The organism is Flavobacterium sp. GL_143, from assembly GCF_057834355.1.
Map to the genome: position 1 here is coordinate 4705930 of NZ_CM174401.1, position 18985 is coordinate 4724914.

Annotated in this window: 11 protein-coding genes; 1 reads left to right on the forward strand and 10 read right to left on the reverse strand. The window is 32.6% G+C overall.

All coding sequences use genetic code 11. The features are described from left to right. Positions 1 to 645: 645 nt before the first annotated feature. The 8 genes from AC3IPI_RS19775 to AC3IPI_RS19810 all read right to left on the reverse strand — a co-directional run bounded on the left by AC3IPI_RS19775 (position 646) and on the right by AC3IPI_RS19810 (position 14303). Complete coding sequence (locus tag AC3IPI_RS19775) at positions 646 to 1881, reverse strand: sensor histidine kinase (protein WP_323489399.1); 1236 nt, start codon at positions 1879 to 1881, stop codon at positions 646 to 648. A 29-nt stretch (positions 1882 to 1910) separates the two neighbouring features. Beyond that, on the reverse strand, positions 1911 to 2255 hold the full coding sequence (locus tag AC3IPI_RS19780; protein WP_039114244.1) for a hypothetical protein: 345 nt from the start codon (positions 2253 to 2255) through the stop codon (positions 1911 to 1913). Positions 2256 to 2416: 161 nt separating this feature from the next. After that, positions 2417 to 8047, reverse strand: a complete 5631-nt coding sequence (locus AC3IPI_RS19785; protein WP_489155152.1) for an Ig-like domain-containing protein — start codon at positions 8045 to 8047, stop codon at positions 2417 to 2419. A 35-nt stretch (positions 8048 to 8082) separates the two neighbouring features. Next, complete coding sequence (locus AC3IPI_RS19790; protein WP_489155154.1) at positions 8083 to 10020, reverse strand: OmpA family protein; 1938 nt, start codon at positions 10018 to 10020, stop codon at positions 8083 to 8085. A gap of 30 nt (positions 10021 to 10050) precedes the next feature. Then, positions 10051 to 10974: a PorP/SprF family type IX secretion system membrane protein gene (locus tag AC3IPI_RS19795; protein ID WP_489155156.1), complete on the reverse strand. Its 924-nt coding sequence runs from the start codon at positions 10972 to 10974 to the stop codon at positions 10051 to 10053. Between the two features lie 175 nt (positions 10975 to 11149). Beyond that, the gene (locus AC3IPI_RS19800) at positions 11150 to 12154 is read right to left on the reverse strand and encodes a helix-turn-helix transcriptional regulator (protein WP_039120060.1); all 1005 of its coding nucleotides are present in this window, start codon (positions 12152 to 12154) and stop codon (positions 11150 to 11152) included. Further along, positions 12154 to 13137, reverse strand: coding sequence for a helix-turn-helix domain-containing protein (locus tag AC3IPI_RS19805; protein WP_039114249.1), 984 nt, complete (start codon positions 13135 to 13137; stop codon positions 12154 to 12156). The genes AC3IPI_RS19800 and AC3IPI_RS19805 overlap by 1 nt, the downstream gene beginning before the upstream one ends. Before the next feature lie 398 nt (positions 13138 to 13535). Further along, positions 13536 to 14303 carry an AraC family transcriptional regulator gene (locus AC3IPI_RS19810; RefSeq protein ID WP_489155158.1) on the reverse strand — a complete coding sequence of 256 codons (768 nt, stop codon included), beginning with the start codon at positions 14301 to 14303 and terminating at the stop codon, positions 13536 to 13538. 101 nt (positions 14304 to 14404) lie between these two features. Between AC3IPI_RS19810 and AC3IPI_RS19815 the strand changes: the two genes are divergently transcribed. Next, positions 14405 to 15547: a multidrug effflux MFS transporter gene (locus AC3IPI_RS19815; RefSeq protein ID WP_489155160.1), complete on the forward strand. Its 1143-nt coding sequence runs from the start codon at positions 14405 to 14407 to the stop codon at positions 15545 to 15547. 66 nt (positions 15548 to 15613) lie between these two features. Here the strand turns inward: AC3IPI_RS19815 and AC3IPI_RS19820 are convergent, their stop codons facing one another. Both AC3IPI_RS19820 and AC3IPI_RS19825 read right to left on the reverse strand, forming a co-directional pair. After that, positions 15614 to 16201, reverse strand: a complete 588-nt coding sequence (locus AC3IPI_RS19820; protein ID WP_489155162.1) for a glutathione peroxidase — start codon at positions 16199 to 16201, stop codon at positions 15614 to 15616. A 145-nt stretch (positions 16202 to 16346) separates the two neighbouring features. Further along, positions 16347 to 18560 (reverse strand): TonB-dependent receptor, encoded by a 2214-nt coding sequence (locus AC3IPI_RS19825; RefSeq protein ID WP_489155164.1) that lies wholly within the window; start codon positions 18558 to 18560, stop codon positions 16347 to 16349. Positions 18561 to 18985 lie beyond the last annotated feature (425 nt).

Below are 18985 nucleotides of genomic sequence, written 5' to 3' on the forward strand. Positions count from 1 at the left end.
TTTTTTAGCCAATTATGGTTAATTGTATTCTCGACAAAGATTGTCTATAAGGGAACGCGGATGACACAGATTCGCTAAAGCGAAAACACAGACAAACACGGATTTTCTCTCGTCCTGACACTCAATGTCATTAAGTTAAGAAATTTCAGATTGAAGGTATGGTGTTTGTAAATAGTAAGATTGTCGATTTTTCTTAGGTTTCATTCATCTGAAATCAATCCCGACGCTTCGGGACGTTAATCAAAAATCATCAATCATTTTTCTCTATTTTCCCTTAACTTAATAACATTGAACGTCGGGATTGTGGTCTTTGCGGTTAATTTTCTGTTACCAATTTTTACTAATTCATTCATTTAAAAAAGTTTGTTTGAATTAGTATCAAACTGTTCAATTAGAACCTGTTTTTTACATTATTGATGTTATATACTGCTTTAATATGTTTTTTTATTCTTGAATTCTTTATAATCAATTTTTCATAGAGTTTAAAAGCTTGGAGTTCTTTGTTTGACAAATCATCTTTGCAGGACCAGTTCCAGAGCCTGTCTCTATAGACTAAATGTTCATTGACCATATATTTTTCGTGATCTACTATTGGTTTTATAATAATACTCATCTTACTACATTTATATTTTTATCTCTGAAGAATCAATCATTAAATACAATTTTAAAAGTTGCTCCTTCACCTACTTTACTACTTACACTTACTTGCCCTTTCATGGCTTCGATTTGATTTTTTGCAATATATAAACCTAATCCTTGTCCGTCTTTATGTCTATGAAATGTTTTATACATTCCAAATAATAAATCTCCATATTTATCCAGATCAATTCCTAAACCGTTATCGGCTATGGTCAGCGTTTTTTTTTCGTTTTCTATAAAGAAGTTTAATTTAATTATCGGAAAACGATTGGGGTGTGCATATCTAATTGCATTTGTAAAAAAATTCAACAACACACTTTCTAAATAGGCTGGATTAAAATTAACAACAGTTCCTACGGGAATATTGTTTTCTATAGCTACTTTGTTTTTATGATTGTATCCATTAATTAAAGACAAAACTTTCATGAAATAAAAATTTATATCTAATGGCTTAACCACTATGTTTAGGTTATTCTGAATATTAACTATCTGAGACAAATCGGTTAATGTGTCGTTTAAGTCATTAGAAACTGTTCGCAGATTCATTAAAGTTTCGATATCGTTTTTATTTCCTTTTAATTCATTAATATCCAAAAGCAATTTAATATTACTTATATGGGTGTTTAAATTATGTGAAACTATATATGAAAAATTCAACAAACGATGTTTTTGCTTGCGGTATAATTCTATCTTATTTTTTAATTCTAATTCTTTCTCTTTTTGGGAAGAGATATCAATATGAGTTCCTATAACTCTTAATGGTCTCCCGTTTATATCCCGTTCTATAACTTTACCTTTGTCCAGAATCCATTTATACTCTCCATCTGAAGTTATTATTCGATGGTAATTTTCGTAAAAGGGTATTTTCTTATCAAAGTGTTTTTGAATGGTTGCATAATATTTTTCTAAATCATCTGGATGGACTATTTTATCCCAACGTTGTGAATTATCAAAAGTATCTGTCAATTTTAAGTCGAGTATTTTCATTGATTGCGACGAATAAAAAACGGTATTTGTTCTTATATCCCAGTCCCAAACTCCTATGGAGGACGCTTCTAATGCAAATTGAAAATGCTCTTCTGATAGTTTAAATTTTGCTTTTTGTTTTCTTAAAGCAATTGCTTTGGGGATTCTTTTAGATAAAAACTTATCTATAAATAGGTATATAGCTTTTAGCTTATCAAGCTTTATTTTATATAAATTAGTATTTCTGTATTTAACTTTATCAAAGAGTAACGGCATACTTGTTTTTTACTTTATTATAACCCCTTTTATGCAACTATATTTAGATAGAACTTTAATTCAGCTCTCATTTCTGATTTAACTTTGGTTGGATCAAATAATAGTATATCCTCTATTTTTTCAAGTTTTGATTTCATTTCTTCATTTAGGGTCGAAACTATCAATGGAACTCCTCTTCTATGTATTTGCATTAAATCTATTAACTCTTTATCCGAATAAACCACAAATAACATTACGGCATATTCTTCTACTTCTCCATCGAAGTTTTTAAAATTTTTATATACATCGAATGCAAAATGTTCTTTGAATTCATATTTTAAGAATCTCGAAAAGCATTTCTGACTATCATATACCAATCCTCTTTTTTTCTTCATCGTTTCCTAATAATTTAGCTCTGAGCAAAACCCAAAACTGTTATTATATTCTTATAGTATTGATTTGTATCCTTACTTATCAATACAAATTGAGAAACAAAAACTGTCCAAAATCATTTATTGAACAATTTTTGTTTTGTAATCTAATCTTATTGCTGGGCTTAATTAATATATAAATACCCGCTTTTTTCAATTCTTGATTCTGTATTTGTTTTATAACGCAGAATATAAAAATACGTTCCAGCTGGTACGATATCTCCATTTTTAACCGTTGATCTTCCTTCAGATATACCACGGAATACATTATTGTTTAATCCGTATCCATTAGCTTCATAAATCTTTACTCCCCAGCGATTATAAATCTCTACGGTATTGTCCGGATAATGCTGCAGCCCTTCTATTTTAAAATAATCATTTAACCCATCTCCATTGGCAGAAACTGCATTATAAATCACTACACCTGTAGGAACAACTGCTGCTTCTGCACGGTTATTATCTGGATTAGGATCTGTAGGTGTTGAATCCTTTAAATAGGCTACATTAAGATAATCTCCTGTTTCCAGTACTTTTGCTGTTAGCGTTAATATTTCGGTTGTTCCCGCAGCTAAAACTGGAAGATTCCAAACACCATTGACACTATTATAATTGCCTGAAGTAGTTGTTGCCATTACGTAACTATACCCCGATGGTAACATTTCGTCGATGCTTACGTTTTTAAAATCACCTGTTCCAATATTGGTTGTTGTTATTGTAAATATTACGTTTTCTCCAATTGTTGGTGTTGGATTGTTTACCACTTTTCCTATTGCTATATCTGAACAAACTGCTATTGTTACTGGAAAATGTATCGTAACAATCGGGTTACAATTAGAAACATTGATAAACTCTACTCCGATTGAACCATTTCCTGCAGCTGTCCATGTAACAGTCACGAAATCATCATTTAATTGTCCTCCTGCTTTAATTACACCTCCTGTAACAATCCAATTATAATCGGACATCGCAACTGTTGTTTTGTAGGTTACCTCATCGCCAATACATGCTGTAGTATTCCAACCAATGGTTTCTCCTGGTAAATCGGTTTTAATAATAGCTGTTACAGCTAAACGCACTACGTTTTCACAAGCTCCAACTCTTAACGAACCATAATAAATTGCTCCATGATTTAATGCTCTTTTAGTCGAAATTATATTTCCTGCAATTGGAGCATCATACCAAATAACATTGCTTTCATTAGTAACCAAATCGCCAACTGTAGCTTTTTCATTTAAACAGAATTCTTGTGTAGCATCTCCTGTTGGTGTTCTTGCATCATTAATTATTGCCGTTACGGCTAAACGTGTGGCACTTTCACACGTTCCAACGGTTAAGGATCCGTAATAAATAGTTCCATTTATTAATGCTGTTCCTGTCGGAATTATATTCCCTGCAATTGGAGCATCATACCAAATGACATTGTTTTCATTAGTAACTAAATCTGAAACTGTAGCATTAAATGCTAAACAAAATTCCTGAGTAACATCTCCAGTTGGAGGTACTGTTTCGTTAACAGTTACCATCACTGCCATACCTGTATTCGCTTCACATGCATTATCACCTTTAACTGTTACATAATAAATTTTATCAGCTGTTAATACAGGTGTAGTAAAACTAACTCCAACGCCTAAAACATCTGTCAAAGCTGCATCTCTATACCAAGTAAATACTGGATTGATAACTGTAGAACTACTTGCTGTTAATACTGCTGTTTCTCCTACACAAATTTTCTGGTTTTCAATTTTATCTATTACTCCTTCAGGATTTACCTTAATAGTAAATACAACTGGAATACCTGTGCAGCCAGCAGCTGTAGGTATTACTGTAATTGTAGCAATTTCTGTAGAATCACTAGTATTAATCGCTGTAAAAGCAGGTATATTTCCTGTACCAACAGCAGCTAAACCAATTCTAGGATTATCATTTGTCCAACCATAAGTAGTTCCTGTTATATTACTATCAAAAACAATTTCTGAAACTATATTATTGGTACAAACCTCTTTATCAGTTGGTTTAGTCAAGATTATATCTGGATTTACAGTAATGGTAAATGTAAAAGACCCCGTTCCGCAAACAGTCCCAATTGGATGGACCGTTACTGTTGCTGTTACGGGCTTTGTTCCACTATTAATTGCTTTAAAAGAGGGTATATTAGGGCTTGAAATCCAATTATCTTCTAAACCTATACTCCAATCATCAACACTCCAAACATATAAAGTCCCGGGATCATTACTATCAAAATTAATATCAGGAAAAATACATTGGTTGCCTGATATTTGTGGAACTGGTGGCGTTACAACCAAAGCAGGATAAATTGTTGCCGTTACTGCAAGACGAATTTCGCTTTCACAAAGTGGGTAAACATGTGAAGCTGCGTAATAAGTTGTTCCATTAACCAAAGGAGTATTCGGCGTAACAAACCTACCAAACTCTGGACTATCATACCATTCAACATTAATCCCCGATACTACTAAATCGGCAACTGTAGCTGCTTCACAAAAGGATTGATTGGTATCTCCAATAGGCGTATCAGGATGTGGATTTACAATAATTGTAAACGGTTTAGCTGTACCCGGCAAATTTTCACAAACACCATCTCCTTTTACGGTTATATAATAAGTTGTTGTTACAAGAGGTTCTAACCATATTGGCGAGGTACCTATTGGGTTTGTTAGCGCTTCATCATCATACCAAGTAAAAATAGGATTGCTTATTGTTGTGTAAGGTGGCAACGTAATACCTATACCCGGGCATATCGTCTGGTCAAGAATACTAATATCAGCAGCAACTGCTAATCGATTTATTGTAACTGTTACAGCTAATCGAGAAAGACTAGCACAAATACCCGATTGTAGCTCCCCATAATATGTTCTTCCATTTATTAAAGATGTATTATTAGGTATTGCAGTACCTCCTGTTGCTGCTGTGTACCAAACAACCCCAGTTTCATTAGTTACAATGTTACCTACTGTAGTGACTGTACAAAACTCCTGTACGGCATCTCCCGTTGGTATTGCTGGTGTTGGCTTCACTGTTATAACTATCTCTTTGGCTGTGCCTGGTAAATTTTCACAAACATTATCTCCTCGTACGGTTACATAATATGAAGTTGTTACAGTTGGCATTGCACCATAATTTTCGCCTGTCGCAATTACATCTGTCAAGGCAGCATCACTATACCAAGTAAATATTGGATTAGTAATACTGGAGAATAAAAGCATATCAACTCCAGTTCCCTCACAGATTGTTGAATTAGAAGCTCCAGTAATATCGGCTGCAGTGGCTCTCCTGTTTATTTTTACCTCTACCGTATCTGTTACAATACATCCAGAACGAGTAATAATATTTACCGTATATTCTCCAGATTGAGGATTATCAAGTACCAAAGTATTAGAAGTTTGAGTAGTTCCATCTGGCAGCCTCCATTCGGTACTAGTTATCGGACCTATTGATTTAACAGATAAATTCAATGTATCTGTATCACATAAAACATTGGTTCCCGTAATAACATGCCCTAAATTACTAACATAATCCATTTTAAAAGAAGCTTCCAATGCTGTTGGATAACAAGCTGTTTCTACTTTTACCATATAATCACCTGCGGTAAGATTAGGGAAATCTGGTGAGCTTTGTCCTGTTGCTGGATAATTGGTATCGGTTGTCTTTTTTAAATAATACATTGGCGATGTTGCATTTTTCACCACAACACTTAGTGTCCCCGTTGTAAATCCAGTACAAATTACTCCTCCTGATCCATTCATGTCAAACACAGGAAATTCTGATTTTACATCAAGTTCCCAAGGTCCTCCATACACATTTGTTGGAGTATAATAATCGACCAGGTTTATTTTATAAAGTCCTGTAATATCGCCTCGAAAAGCTGCTGTTACAGTTTCGCGAAAAGACATTGGCCAACTATAACTACTATCTACTATTGCATTAGTTTCAGTATAACCTGCTGGACCATCAATTACTTTAAAACCTATTTGGGGAACATTGAACATAGATTCAAAACTCGTACTGGGATAAGGTCTTAATAATCCCTGATTACTAATTTTATAATTAAATGTTTTTATATAACGATCACAAGATACAGGATCTGGTGTAATGGTTGAAGTAACCGAAATACTATCTATTACTCTATCTAACGTTGTTGTAAAAGTCCTGTCATAACATCCTGTTGCCGAAGTAATATGAACAGAATAATTGCCCACTTCCAGATTATCGCTAATCAATGTACCACTATAGCTCATCGTGTTAACCGTTTTCTCTAGATAAAAGCCATTGGGCCCTGTAACTGCTATAGTATAAGGCATTGGCATATAATAATCTAATTTAATACCAAGCTGACTCTTACCAAAGTTTTTAAAATCGGCCATACTAGCCAATTCAAGCGGTAATTCATCTTGATTATAGTAACGAAAATTAGCTGGATCTATAAACACTTCTGTTCTTGAATTCATGTTTATCCATTGCCCTCTTGTTACGTTTACAAAAGAAAGTCTGTTTAATTCACTTCCATTAATATCTGTAAGTTTAAAAGTATAAGTATTTCCTATCGCTAACTGTGCTTCAAAATCATTTTGGTTTGCTGCCGTTATAGTGTATTGTTTTGGAGGTACTACTCCATTTTTTTCAGTAATGGTTAAAGTAAGTGGATCACAAAAACCCGAAAGTAATGATAATCTTGATAATGTGACTAAACCTGTTGGGGTACAAAGCGTACTTGCTTTATCATCGGCTAAGTAAAATGTTAATCCCGCATTTGCGATAAGCTTAGGCAAAAATTCATTTTTACGAGATGGCAGGTTATAAATAGTCGATTTTTCTATTCCGCAAATAGAAACCCACAAAGTCATAGGTTTCCACGCATTTATATCCAATGGCAAAGGTTGCTTATAAGCTATAAGCTCATTATAAGTCATATAAGGCGTTTTTACACCATCATATTCTACAGCATACATTCTTGTCATTCCTGGTGCTTGCGAAATAGGAAACACATCATTACCTGTAATTACAGGAATCCCACCAGAATAACTAAAATCATAATAAGCATCAGTAACAGGGTCACATATTGTTCCTGCACCACCATGAGCAACTTTAACATTATTGTCCCAATACCAGTAGGTAGGCGTAGTAACAGTAAAATTATAAACAATATTTGGGGCAATAACATAAGGACTATTACTGTTTACAATTGTCCCGCAATTGTCTTTTACTCTTATTTTATAAGTGCCAGCAGGCATACCTTGAAAATTATAACTACTATATGAAATTTCTTCTCTTACTATTACATCATTAGTATCTAATATTGTTATTGTATAAGGAACAGCACCTCCATTGGGAACAACTGTTAATCTTGACCCAGGATTTGTATCCGTAGCACAATAAGCCAATCGGTTAGAATAAATATTATTTATTGTTAATGTCCTTCCTGATCCATAATCTGGTACAATAACCTCTTTGATTATTGGAGTCGATGCATTGTTGTCATCATATACTCCTACAGTATAAGTACCTGGTGCCAAATTTAAAAAAACAGGATCATCTTGGGGAGTACCAATTACTGATCGGGTTACTTTATAATCTACCAGTTCATATTGTACTCTTCCAACTGCATTAGTCGCCGTTACTGTAATCGAACCATCGTTTACACAAAAGGCTGGTGTACTCACTGTCGTAAAATCAAGTACTTGAGCTCCTCCTACTAATGGCAGAAAACCCAAAAGCAATATTAGTAATTTTATATTCTTCATATTTTTATATTGTAATTCTTTGAACTAAATAATTTCTATTTACCCATATTTATAATAAACTCACTACGCCTATTGGCTAGATGTTGCTCTTCTGTACACGATACGCCATCATTACAACCATTTATCAATTGTGATTCTCCATATCCTTTTGCCGTTAGTCGGCTTTTATCAATCCCATTTTTAATCATATATTTCATCGTAGCCTGCGCTCTTTTTTCTGATAGCTTTTGGTTGTAAGCTATATTTGCGCGACTGTCTGTATGAGAACGAATGTCAACTTTCATCATTGGGTATTCATTCATAACAGCTATAATCTTGGCTAGATCATGCTCTGCAATTGGATTAATATTCGATTTATCCAATTCGAAATGAATATTAGAAATCCCAAAAACTTTTGCTAAATCATCACCTGTAATAATTGTTTTTACTTTTTTACTTAGAGCAAAATCTTGTTGTGTTTTTCCTGTAATTTGAGAAGTCGTAACATTAACTTCTTTTGTTTCGTAGTCTTTCTGTAAAACACGTACATAATAATTTTCTTCGCATACAACTTCATGAGTATATGCTCCGTTATCATTGGAATAAACCTCTTTTAATAAATTAAATTTCGAGTCGAATAATTGTACTTGTACATTAGCCAAAGGCATCCCTGTAACATCATCGGTAATAGTACCTACAAGTTCTTGGTCACAATTATAGGTTAAGGGAAGTTTCTCTTTTAGTTTGAAGATATCATCATAACCCAAAGTGCCTTCTCTATTTGTCGAGAAAAATCCTTGTTTTGATTGCGAATTAATCCAAAAAGCAAAATCATCATTACTGCTATTTACTGGTGCCCCAATATTAAATACTCTTTGGTAGGTATTGTTTTTTTCTAATGGAGATACAAAAATATCCAGTCCGCCTAATCCAGGATGCCCATTCGAAGCAAAATACAATTCATTTGCCTCCGAGATAAAAGGGAATGTTTCTTTTCCTTCAGTATTAATTTTATCTCCTAAATTTTCTGGGGTTCCAAAACTTCCATCAGCATTAATCGATACTTTAAATATATCCGAATCCCCTTTGGTTTCGGGCATATTCGAAGCAAAGTAAAGTGTTTTCTCATCTGGACTAAGCGCCGGATGTGCTACACTATATTCATTGGAGTTAAAAGGCAATTCGGCAACATTTGTCCATTTATTATCTTTTAAAACTGCTCTGTATATTTTTAAAAGAATCGTTTTGTCTTTGCTTTTTTGATTCTTCCCGTCCAAGAAATTATTTCGGGTAAAATACATCGTTTTCCCATCTTTGGTAAATACCGGAGTTGACTCGTTTACATGAGTGGTTATTACTTCCGAAAATCGTTTCGGAGTACTTAGATGTCCATTATCATCAATAATTGCAGCATATAAATTGGTAAACGATTGATTTGTCCATTTATCTCTGCGCTTTACAAATCCCATTGTATCTCTTGCCGAAGTAAAAACCAGTTGATTACCTAGAAAACTAGTTCCATAATCCGAGTATTCCGAGTTGATTCCTGCATTCTCTATAGTATATCTTCCAGAGTTTTTCTTAATCACTTCCAGATAGTCCTTTTGCTTATTATACAATTGAGCTCTACTATCCTGACCAGATTTCAGGCTGAATTGATCCAGTATTGCATCAGCTTCTTTATAATCTCCAATCGCTTTTAAACTTTGTGCATAACGATAGTAATACTCTGTTGGTATGGTTTCTTTTAAATCAAAAAGTGCTGTGTACCATTTTTCGGCTTTGGCCAATTCACCATTGAAATAATATGCATTTCCTAGTTTCTGAAATAAGTCCGTCGATTTATATCCTTTCCCGGCTATATTTTCGTAAACCTTTATAGCATCGATATAAGCAAATTGATCATAGTTTTTATCTGCTGTTTTAACTTCTCTCTTTTGAGCAAAAGCAATACTGATACTGAACAGAAATATAAATAGTAATTTTAGTTTCATATGTAGTTCTATTTTGTAATAAATTGGATCTTAAAAGAATCGAGGAGAAACGATTCTGGTATAATTTTTAAAAAGCTCAAACCGTAGAAAAATCTCATGTGAACCTGAGTTGTAATTTGCCAACCTGGTTGTTTCGGCATCATAAGCATAGCCAATCAACAAACCATCAGATACCTGAAAACCTACCATCGCACTTAAAGCTGCACTCCAGCGATAAGCAACTCCAGCGGTGAATTTATCATCGAATAAAAAATTAGCCGATATATCCACTTGTAAAGGAGCTCCATCAACCATTTTTGTCAATAAGGAGGGTTTGAATTTTAAATTGTAGTCTAAATCGAAAACATATCCTGCCATTAAATAATAGTTTATGCGCTCTTTGGCAACATAACTATAGGCACTTTTATCAAAATAACTATTCTCTAATATTTTTGGAATCGATAATCCAACATAAAATTTATCTGAGTGTAAATAAACTCCTGCTCCAATATTTGGAGAAAACTTATTATCGATATTATCTTGAAAATTGGGATCTAAAGGATCATAAATATTTAGTTTGGTGTAATCGACATTAAGTAAACCTGCCGTAGCTTTTAACCCAAAAGATAATTTATAGTTAACCGAAGTATTAATTGTATAAGAGAAATCGGCCGCAATATCATTCTCTGTCATTGGTCCTATCTGATCATTGATAACCGATATTCCTAAACCAACATTACTATTGTTAATAGGCGTATTAAAAGATATGACATTGGTAAGCGGAGCGCCATCTAACCCAACCCACTGATTCCTATGCAAACCAAAAATACTCATTACGCCACGTGAACCCGCATATGCAGGATTTATACTTGTTGTATTGTACATGTATTGTGTGTATTGCGAATCTTGCTGTGCCCAAGCACCACTATATGCCAATAGTGCTACTAGTATTAGCCTTATTCTTTTATTTCCCATTACTAAATAATTTAGAATGCAAAATGACACAAACTTTTTGACACAATATGTTTAAAAAGTAACAGAATAAGACATACTTTGAATATTCAGTAAACAACAAGCGTCTAAATATCAAATAAATGCGAATTATTTATTAAACAAAAAGAAGTAGTAAAACAGAGTCGAATAAAAAGATTTAATAAGAGGCTTTAACAAAATCTTCAGAAGGTTTCCTTCCGAATTGCTGAGCATATTTTGAAGTAAAATAACTTAGCTTGGTATAATTTAGTTCTTGAGAAATATCCAGCAATGAATCAAACTTGCCGCTTTTAAGAAGTTCACTGGCAAGAATCATTTTTTCTCTTACAAAGAAATTATTCGGGGGACTAATAAACATTTTTTTAAACAAAGACATATATTTTGAAACTGACATTCCTGCCATATCAGCCAAAAAATCAACCCCAACAAACCCTGTATATAAATTATCCAACAAATAATCTTTGGTAGTATTCAAAATTTCCGCCTCTCTTTCTGGTATATGATGAAGCATGGGTGCAAGATTAGAATACCGATCGATAAATGTTGCCAGTAATCTAAGCGCTACTCCTCGTAAATATATTTCAAAAGCAGGATCCAGAAAGGATTTACTTTTAATAGCGTGCATAATGACCTTGCTTTCACTATCTATATGATCATAAAAAAAAAGTGTGTTTTTTCCGCTTTTTATTTTACGCTTATTAACATCTTTTATAGCTCCGTTTACTACCGAAAATTTTAATAAATCTTTGGCAACCAATAATCGCATCGCAAAAACCCTTTCTCCCACAACAGGTTGAAAAACCTTATCTATAGCATTATCAAATACTCCTAAACCTAAATTTGCTTTATATCCTATTTTATGTTTTATCCCCTGAATATGAATTAGATTCATCTCATCGCTAAAATCATAATGAATTATATATAAAGCCTCATCGGATTTAAGTTTTCTTATAAGAATAGTTTCTTTAAATATTAAATCCCAAATTACAACAGATAGTCCAGGAACAACCTCGGTATAGTAAAAACCTCCATCTCCAACTTTTTTAGGCATCTGCAAGAATTTATCATCTATTAACTCTGCTCCAAGTTGCTCAATAAGTTGTTTTACAAGTTGTTTTTGCCATACAGATGTTAAAGTATAAGTGTGACTAATTTCGATCATTATTGCAGTTGTTTAATAAAATCCTTTGGAGACATTCCGAATAATTCCTTGAACTTAGCAGTAAAATAAGAATTGTTGGTAAAATTTAATTCATGTGAAACTTGAGCTATCGTTAATTGTTTTTCATGTAAAAGTCGTTTGGCTTCTAAGAGTTTATTGGTTAAGAAAAAAGAATTAGGAGTCATTCCTGTAATCTTCTTGAATAAGCTTTTATACTTTGATTCTGACATATTTGCCTCTTGCGCCAAGAAATTGATACTTGGAAAAGTGTGATTTAAGTTTTCGATTAAATAGGCTTGTGATTTTATGATACTACCCAAATCAATCTCATTGACAGTGTCGACTACAATCTCATCCAGAATCATTTTTTCTATATATTCTGCCAGAAGATTTTGTACCGTACCTCTTAAGTGTAGCTCAAAAGATCCATCCTCAGGCTTCTGAGCCTTTAAATTCATCAAAAGATTATAACTTTCATTAGTCATCCTTGTTAATTTAACTATCGTATTAAGCTCTGGATTAAAAATATCATCTGCATGATCTTTTATAGAAGGATTGTTTTTAAAATACCCTTTTATCACTTCTTTTTTTATAAAAATACAAAGCGAAAGCACCTGACTACCTGATTTAACAAAGTAATCATGATATAAGCTACTGTCTACAAAAGCTAAATTATAATTCCACCTGCCAATAGGACTCGATAAACCATTTGATACAAAAACAGCTTCTCCTTCGGTAAGATTATAATAAACACCAATAAAATCATCTGTTTTATTCTCTTGCCTGTAATGAATGTCTGAATGATACAAAACATCCAGATAAAGTGCTGAGATTCCAAAGTCACAACTTAAAAAATACCTATAACCTGTATGAATATGATCTGGTACCACAATAAAATTACCATCAACCTTTCCTTCAAGTTGATTTGCCAGGGGCTCTACCCAGTCCAACTCTACCCCGTAATGATGTGTGATTTTCTTCATGAATATTTTACTTAAGCCTTTTACAAAACAAAGTTGGTTTTGCGTTAATTTAATTTCAAAAAACCTCCATATTTAAATGAAAAATCTAATGGATTGTATTTTATTAATCAACTATCGCGGGGCAATGATAGAGTCAATACTACTTAATCTGGTTATTTATCTTCTATTTCTAAAAAACCAGACTGCAAAATGAAACAATATTTTCGGCTCAATATGTTTAAAAAATATCAGATTAAGACATTTTTTAAATGCACTACGTAAATATAAAAATTATTCATACAAGTATTACAATAAAAAAAGAGCCCTTAAAACAAGAGCTCTTAAAGTAATGACCTAATACAACACCTCTTATTCATGAAGAATAAACTTTATTGATAACCGAAATTATTAAATTAAGATTATTGAAAATACTTCATTGGTGTTGCTCTTAAATATTTTTTGAAGAATTCGATAAAAGCGCTATCACTTGAAAATTCGAGAGCATAAGCCGTTTCGCCAACATTTTTACCCTCTGCCAGTAATTCAATTGCTTTTTGAAGGCGCCATTGTTGCCTCCATTCCTGATATGACATGCCAGTCTCTTTTAAAAAGATACGACCTATTGTTTTTTCGCTTACAAGAGCATCTATGGCTAATTTTTTTAAAAAAGGTGGTAACGATTCTCCCAGATTCCAATGTTCTACAAATGGTTTAATTCTTAAATCCTGAGGAACTATTAATGTTAGATTTTCTTTTGCTGCACTATAAAACTCTTCCCAAAAAACCGATAATACATTTTTTTGCAAATCAAAAGGCATATCCCATTCCCAAAAAGAGATTTTTTCTATTATCTCTTTTAATAAATTATTTACATTCAAAATTGTTAATCCTACAGGTACTTCCGGAAACAAAACGGTATCAAAATATATAGAGCGATAAGCCACAACATTTCGGGTAATGACTCTATGTGGAAAATTTGCAGGAAGCCATACTCCCATAGTGGGAGGCAAAATACTTTTTTTGTTTTCACTAATAACTGTAATACAACCACTTGGAGCATATAAAAATTGCGCCTTTTCATGCTGATGCAACCCCGAATCATGATTAGTAAAATCTGATGCAATACCAATAACTGATGCCTCTAAATCATCAGGATTAAAATAACTGTCTTTTAAAATAAATGCCATTTGTCCTTATTTTAATGTTTTTAGTCTCAATGTCGTTAATAAGATACTAAATCATAAAGATACTTTTGCTAAAAATAAAAAATAATTACAATTGAACCACAATGAAAAAGAAACCAACTATAACTATATTGATTGTTTTAATAATGTTTCCTCAATTTGTAGAGACAATTTATAGCCCTGCGCTACCAAGTATAGTCGAGCAATTTGATGTTAGTAATAAAGAAGCATCCCAAACCATATCAATATATTTTATCGCTTTTGCACTTGGCGTTGTATTTTGGGGCATCCTATCAGATAAAATTGGAAGGCGGAAGTCTATGCTTTCTGGCTTAATCATCTACACAATTGGGTCAATTCTTGCCATATTAGCCAGCAATTTTAATATAATCCTAATTGCCCGAATAATATCAGCTTTTGGAGCAGCAGTTGGTTCTGTAGTAACACAAACTATCCTCAGAGATATCTATGATAAAAAAGAACTTAGTAAAGTATTTTCGATAGTGGGAATCGCACTTTCCATTAGTCCTGTCATTGGGCTTGTAACTGGAGGAATAGCTGCTGAAAAATATGGACATATTGGAGTTTTTTCAATTCTCCTGCTACTAGCTTTTATATTGAGCTTAATGTCCTTTAAATTTCTTCCTGAAACAAAAAATGAATCAGCAAACAAGCTTAACTTCAAAATAACCCTGATTAAGTTACTTAATGATAAATCTATTTGGTTAAACACCTTTTTGGTTAGTGCCTTTAACATAATGTTATTTAGCTATTATTCGCTTACTCCATTTATCTTTGAAAAATTAGGATACAATTCAACTCAGTTTGGATATAGTGGGATTATCTTAGCTATAAGCTCTTTTATAGGTAGTATGATAAATAAAAAACTGATTCATAATAACATTTCTGCTAATCGTCTAATTCTAATTGCGACAATAATTGCATCTTTAGGAAGTTTAGGAGTTCTATTATTACAACAAAGTTTATACTTTTTAATACCTATGATGCTAATTATCGTAGCATATGGTCTGGCAATTCCAAATATATTAAGTCAGGCTCTAATTAAATACAGAGATGTTGCAGGTACTGCTGGTGCTTTATTTGGACTAATGTATTATGTTCTAATAGGAATTGGGTTGGCTATTTCTGGATTAGTTCAGAATTTTGGTTTAATACTCATCACATTATCCTTACTTTCTATTTTGTTTGCGATTAAAAATAAGAATCTAAATCACTTAAATAAATAGACTTTTACCCATAAAAAAAGCGATTCTCAATAATGAAAATCGCTTTTTATTTATTTTAAACGCTAATTAGCTTTTAATCCAACTGATGATTTCTGGATCTGTTGGCAATGTTTTAGGAGAGATTACTTTTACTAATTCTCCTTTTTCGTTGATTAGGTATTTCTGAAAGTTCCACTCTACTTCTGAATCTTGCACTCCGTTTTTAGATTTTTGAGTCAAGAACTTATATACTTCATTCATATCATCTCCTTTTACTGAGATTTTGTCCATCATAGGAAAAGTAACGCCGTAATTTTGTTGGCAAAAAGCACCAATTTCTTCATTTGTACCTGGTTCTTGTGATGCAAAGTTATTTGCAGGGAACCCAACAATTACAAAACCTTTATCTTTATATTCTTTGTAAATCGCTTCTAAATCCTTGTATTGTGGGGTTAATCCACATTTTGAAGCTGTATTTACAATCATTATCTTTTTTCCTTTTAAAGAAGCAAAATCAAACGGATTTCCTGATAAGTCTTCTACTTTAAACTGATAAATGGTTTGTTTTTCCATGACGTTTTCGCTTTTGCTGTTTTTATTTTTTTTAGTTTGTGCTTGATTCTGACAGCTAAATAAAAACATAACTCCACAGAATAGAAACAATATATTTTTCATAATTAAATTTTTTATAAAATTAATCAAATTTGATTTACCTGATTTCGTTCTTCACTTTATTTTATGATGAACAATTGTTAATTAACCAAAGAAGCCTAACGCTATAAACGTTAGGCTTCTTTAACAAACAAATTAAATTATTTTATTAAAATTTGTATATAATTCTTCCTTTCATAAAAAAGGGTGTTCCTGGCGTAAAGTGTATTTCTTCGACACTTTCTGGCTCATTTTTTAATCTCGATTCGGTTGCAAACTGGGTTTCATTCCATGCTGTATTAAATAAATTATCTATTGAAACTCCAAAAGTGAATTTTTTATAATCATAATTCACATTCATATCACATACAAAATAACCTGCTGCAACAATAGAATTATCTTCATTGGCAGGACGATTTTTTAAATAACGGTAGCGTATTCCTCCAGAAAATCCATTCCATTTATGAAAACTTAATCCTCCTGTTGTAGTAAAATCTGGTGCTAACGGAATATAGTTTTCTCCCTTAGGTTCATCAATACTACGGGCATAGGTATAATTTCCGTCAAAATCAAAATACAACCATTGGTTTAATTGGTAACGCAAACCTAAATCTGCTCCCATACGTCTGGTTTTACCACTTGGTTCTACAATTCCTGCATCACCTACATACACAAACTCTTGTTGTAAATATAAATACCATAAAGCTGAGTTTACAATTAAATTAGGGAATGGTTTCCAGATTGTTCCTAAATCTGCTCCAACAGAAATAGGTAAAATATCTGTTCCATTATTAGCCACTACTACCCTGGTATCATTAGAGTGAAAACCAATACCCGATTTAAGATAATATTGCAAATTATTGTTTTGAGTATAAATAAAATTAAGCTTAGGCGAAACTCTCACTTTATTCTCTGATTGTGTTTTGTAATCTATCGTTAATTTATCCTGATAATTAAACTTAAAATAATCGACTCTTACAGCTGGGTTTATAATTAGTTTTCCAATGTTTATCTCAGAATTTAAATAAGTAAAAAGATTAGACTCATCGATATCTCCTAACTTAATTTGTTCTAAAACGGTTCTTCTGTTTAGTGTATGCGAAAGTTCAGAATCGGTTGTAGCGTCACTACGAAATCCAACTCCCCATTGAAATCCTAAATCTAATTTATCTGTTTTAACCTTCTTGTTCAATTCGGCATTCATTCCATAAATATTTCTATTTTCTTTTTGCTTAATCTGATCTCCATTTATTGGGTCATTTAAGAAAAAAGTAAAATTCGAATACAATTCAAACTCATAATTAGTATAAAAAGCATTGGCTTTTAAGAATGTATTTTCGTCAATTATTTTATGAATAGAAGCATTAAAGTTTGTTCTCGATGTGTTTCCTCCTTCTGTATCATCTACAGATCCAAATCTCGAAATTATCCCTTGATCTACCAATCGTTGCGGAATTTGTCCTGATGCATCCCATTTGCTCGAAAAACGTGAGGCTAAAATCGATATTTTGCTATTATCATCAAGTATAGCCGAATATTTCCCTAATAAATTCACTCTATTAAAGTTTTGAGGAGAATCAAAAGGACCATCGGTTATAATATATTCGGTAGCAATATAAGCGCTTTGCTTTTTTTGTTTTCCTAGTAAGTCAAATAAACCAACGGTTCTAAAGGTATTAAACTGTCCTACTTCGACACCAATACTACTGTTTTCTAGTTTGTCTTTGGTTTTAAAATCAACATATCCTGTTGTTGCAAAATCGCCTTTATTGGCATAATATGCTCCTTTACCAAAATCTATTTTATCTACCGTTTCGGGAATCACAAAATGCAAGTCTGAGTATCCTTGTCCGTGTGCATGCGAAACCATATTTACAGGCATTCCGTCAACCGTAATTGCAATATCGGTTCCGTGATCTATATCAAACCCTCTTAAAAACATTTGCTCGGCTTTTCCTCCTCCAGCATGCTGTCCAATAAATAATCCTGGCACTTTACGTAAAATTTCTTGCGAAGAGTTTACTGGAGTTACCTCCAAATCTATCTTCGAAATCACATTCATAGCTAGTACTTTAGGCTGAATTACAACTTCATCTAATTTAAAACTATCGTCTTCTAGCGCAATTATGATATCTGAGTCAGTTATTGTGTAGGTTGTCTTTTTATATCCCAAAGCGCTAACCTTTAAAACATCTCCAATGGTAGATTTCTCGATACTAAAATTTCCAATTTCGTTAGTATGTGCGTGACTTTCGGATTTTGTATTAAAAATATAAGCATTTTCAATAGTGTTTCCATTTACATCAACTACAATACCTTTTAAAATTTGACTGTAACTTTTTAACCCAAAGGTCATCAGGAGTATTAATAAATATTTTTTCATTGGGGAATTTTATAATCTGAATTATTTTTGCATGCAAGATTTTGAATTGATTATTCTTACATTTTTTTTGGCAAAAATATTCTTTTTATAACTCATCGCCAAGTCGAACTTTAATTTAAAACCTTAAACGACATTAATAACTCAATTTTAAGCGTTTTGTGGTTAAATCTAACTTTTGGTGAATGGAATTTTGAAGTAAAATGTAATTTAATTAGGAAAAGGTTTCCGAATTCGTTCCTTCGTCTGCTCTGTAGAAAATGGCAAAATATTATCCCCCATATTTACCATTACTATCCTAAATACATTAGAATGGAAACCTATCCCTGATTAAAAACAAATATTTAAGTCTAAATTATCCCCCATTCAGACCTTCATTATTTTGTATATACGAGATTGGTTTGAGTTTGGTTTTAAAAAAATAAAAA

Excerpts from the sequence above, each read along its gene's own strand:
- AC3IPI_RS19815 (WP_489155160.1), top strand. The coding sequence starts at position 14,405 with ATGAAAAAGAAACCAACTATAACTATATTGATTGTTTTAATAATGTTT.
- AC3IPI_RS19775 (WP_323489399.1), bottom strand. The coding sequence starts at position 1,881 with ATGCCGTTACTCTTTGATAAAGTTAAATACAGAAATACTAATTTATAT.
- AC3IPI_RS19825 (WP_489155164.1), bottom strand. The coding sequence starts at position 18,560 with ATGAAAAAATATTTATTAATACTCCTGATGACCTTTGGGTTAAAAAGT.
- AC3IPI_RS19810 (WP_489155158.1), bottom strand. The coding sequence starts at position 14,303 with ATGGCATTTATTTTAAAAGACAGTTATTTTAATCCTGATGATTTAGAG.
- AC3IPI_RS19820 (WP_489155162.1), bottom strand. The coding sequence starts at position 16,201 with ATGAAAAATATATTGTTTCTATTCTGTGGAGTTATGTTTTTATTTAGC.
- AC3IPI_RS19795 (WP_489155156.1), bottom strand. The coding sequence starts at position 10,974 with ATGGGAAATAAAAGAATAAGGCTAATACTAGTAGCACTATTGGCATAT.
- AC3IPI_RS19780 (WP_039114244.1), bottom strand. The coding sequence starts at position 2,255 with ATGAAGAAAAAAAGAGGATTGGTATATGATAGTCAGAAATGCTTTTCG.
- AC3IPI_RS19790 (WP_489155154.1), bottom strand. The coding sequence starts at position 10,020 with ATGAAACTAAAATTACTATTTATATTTCTGTTCAGTATCAGTATTGCT.
- AC3IPI_RS19785 (WP_489155152.1), bottom strand. The coding sequence starts at position 8,047 with ATGAAGAATATAAAATTACTAATATTGCTTTTGGGTTTTCTGCCATTA.
- AC3IPI_RS19805 (WP_039114249.1), bottom strand. The coding sequence starts at position 13,137 with ATGAAGAAAATCACACATCATTACGGGGTAGAGTTGGACTGGGTAGAG.
- AC3IPI_RS19800 (WP_039120060.1), bottom strand. The coding sequence starts at position 12,154 with ATGATCGAAATTAGTCACACTTATACTTTAACATCTGTATGGCAAAAA.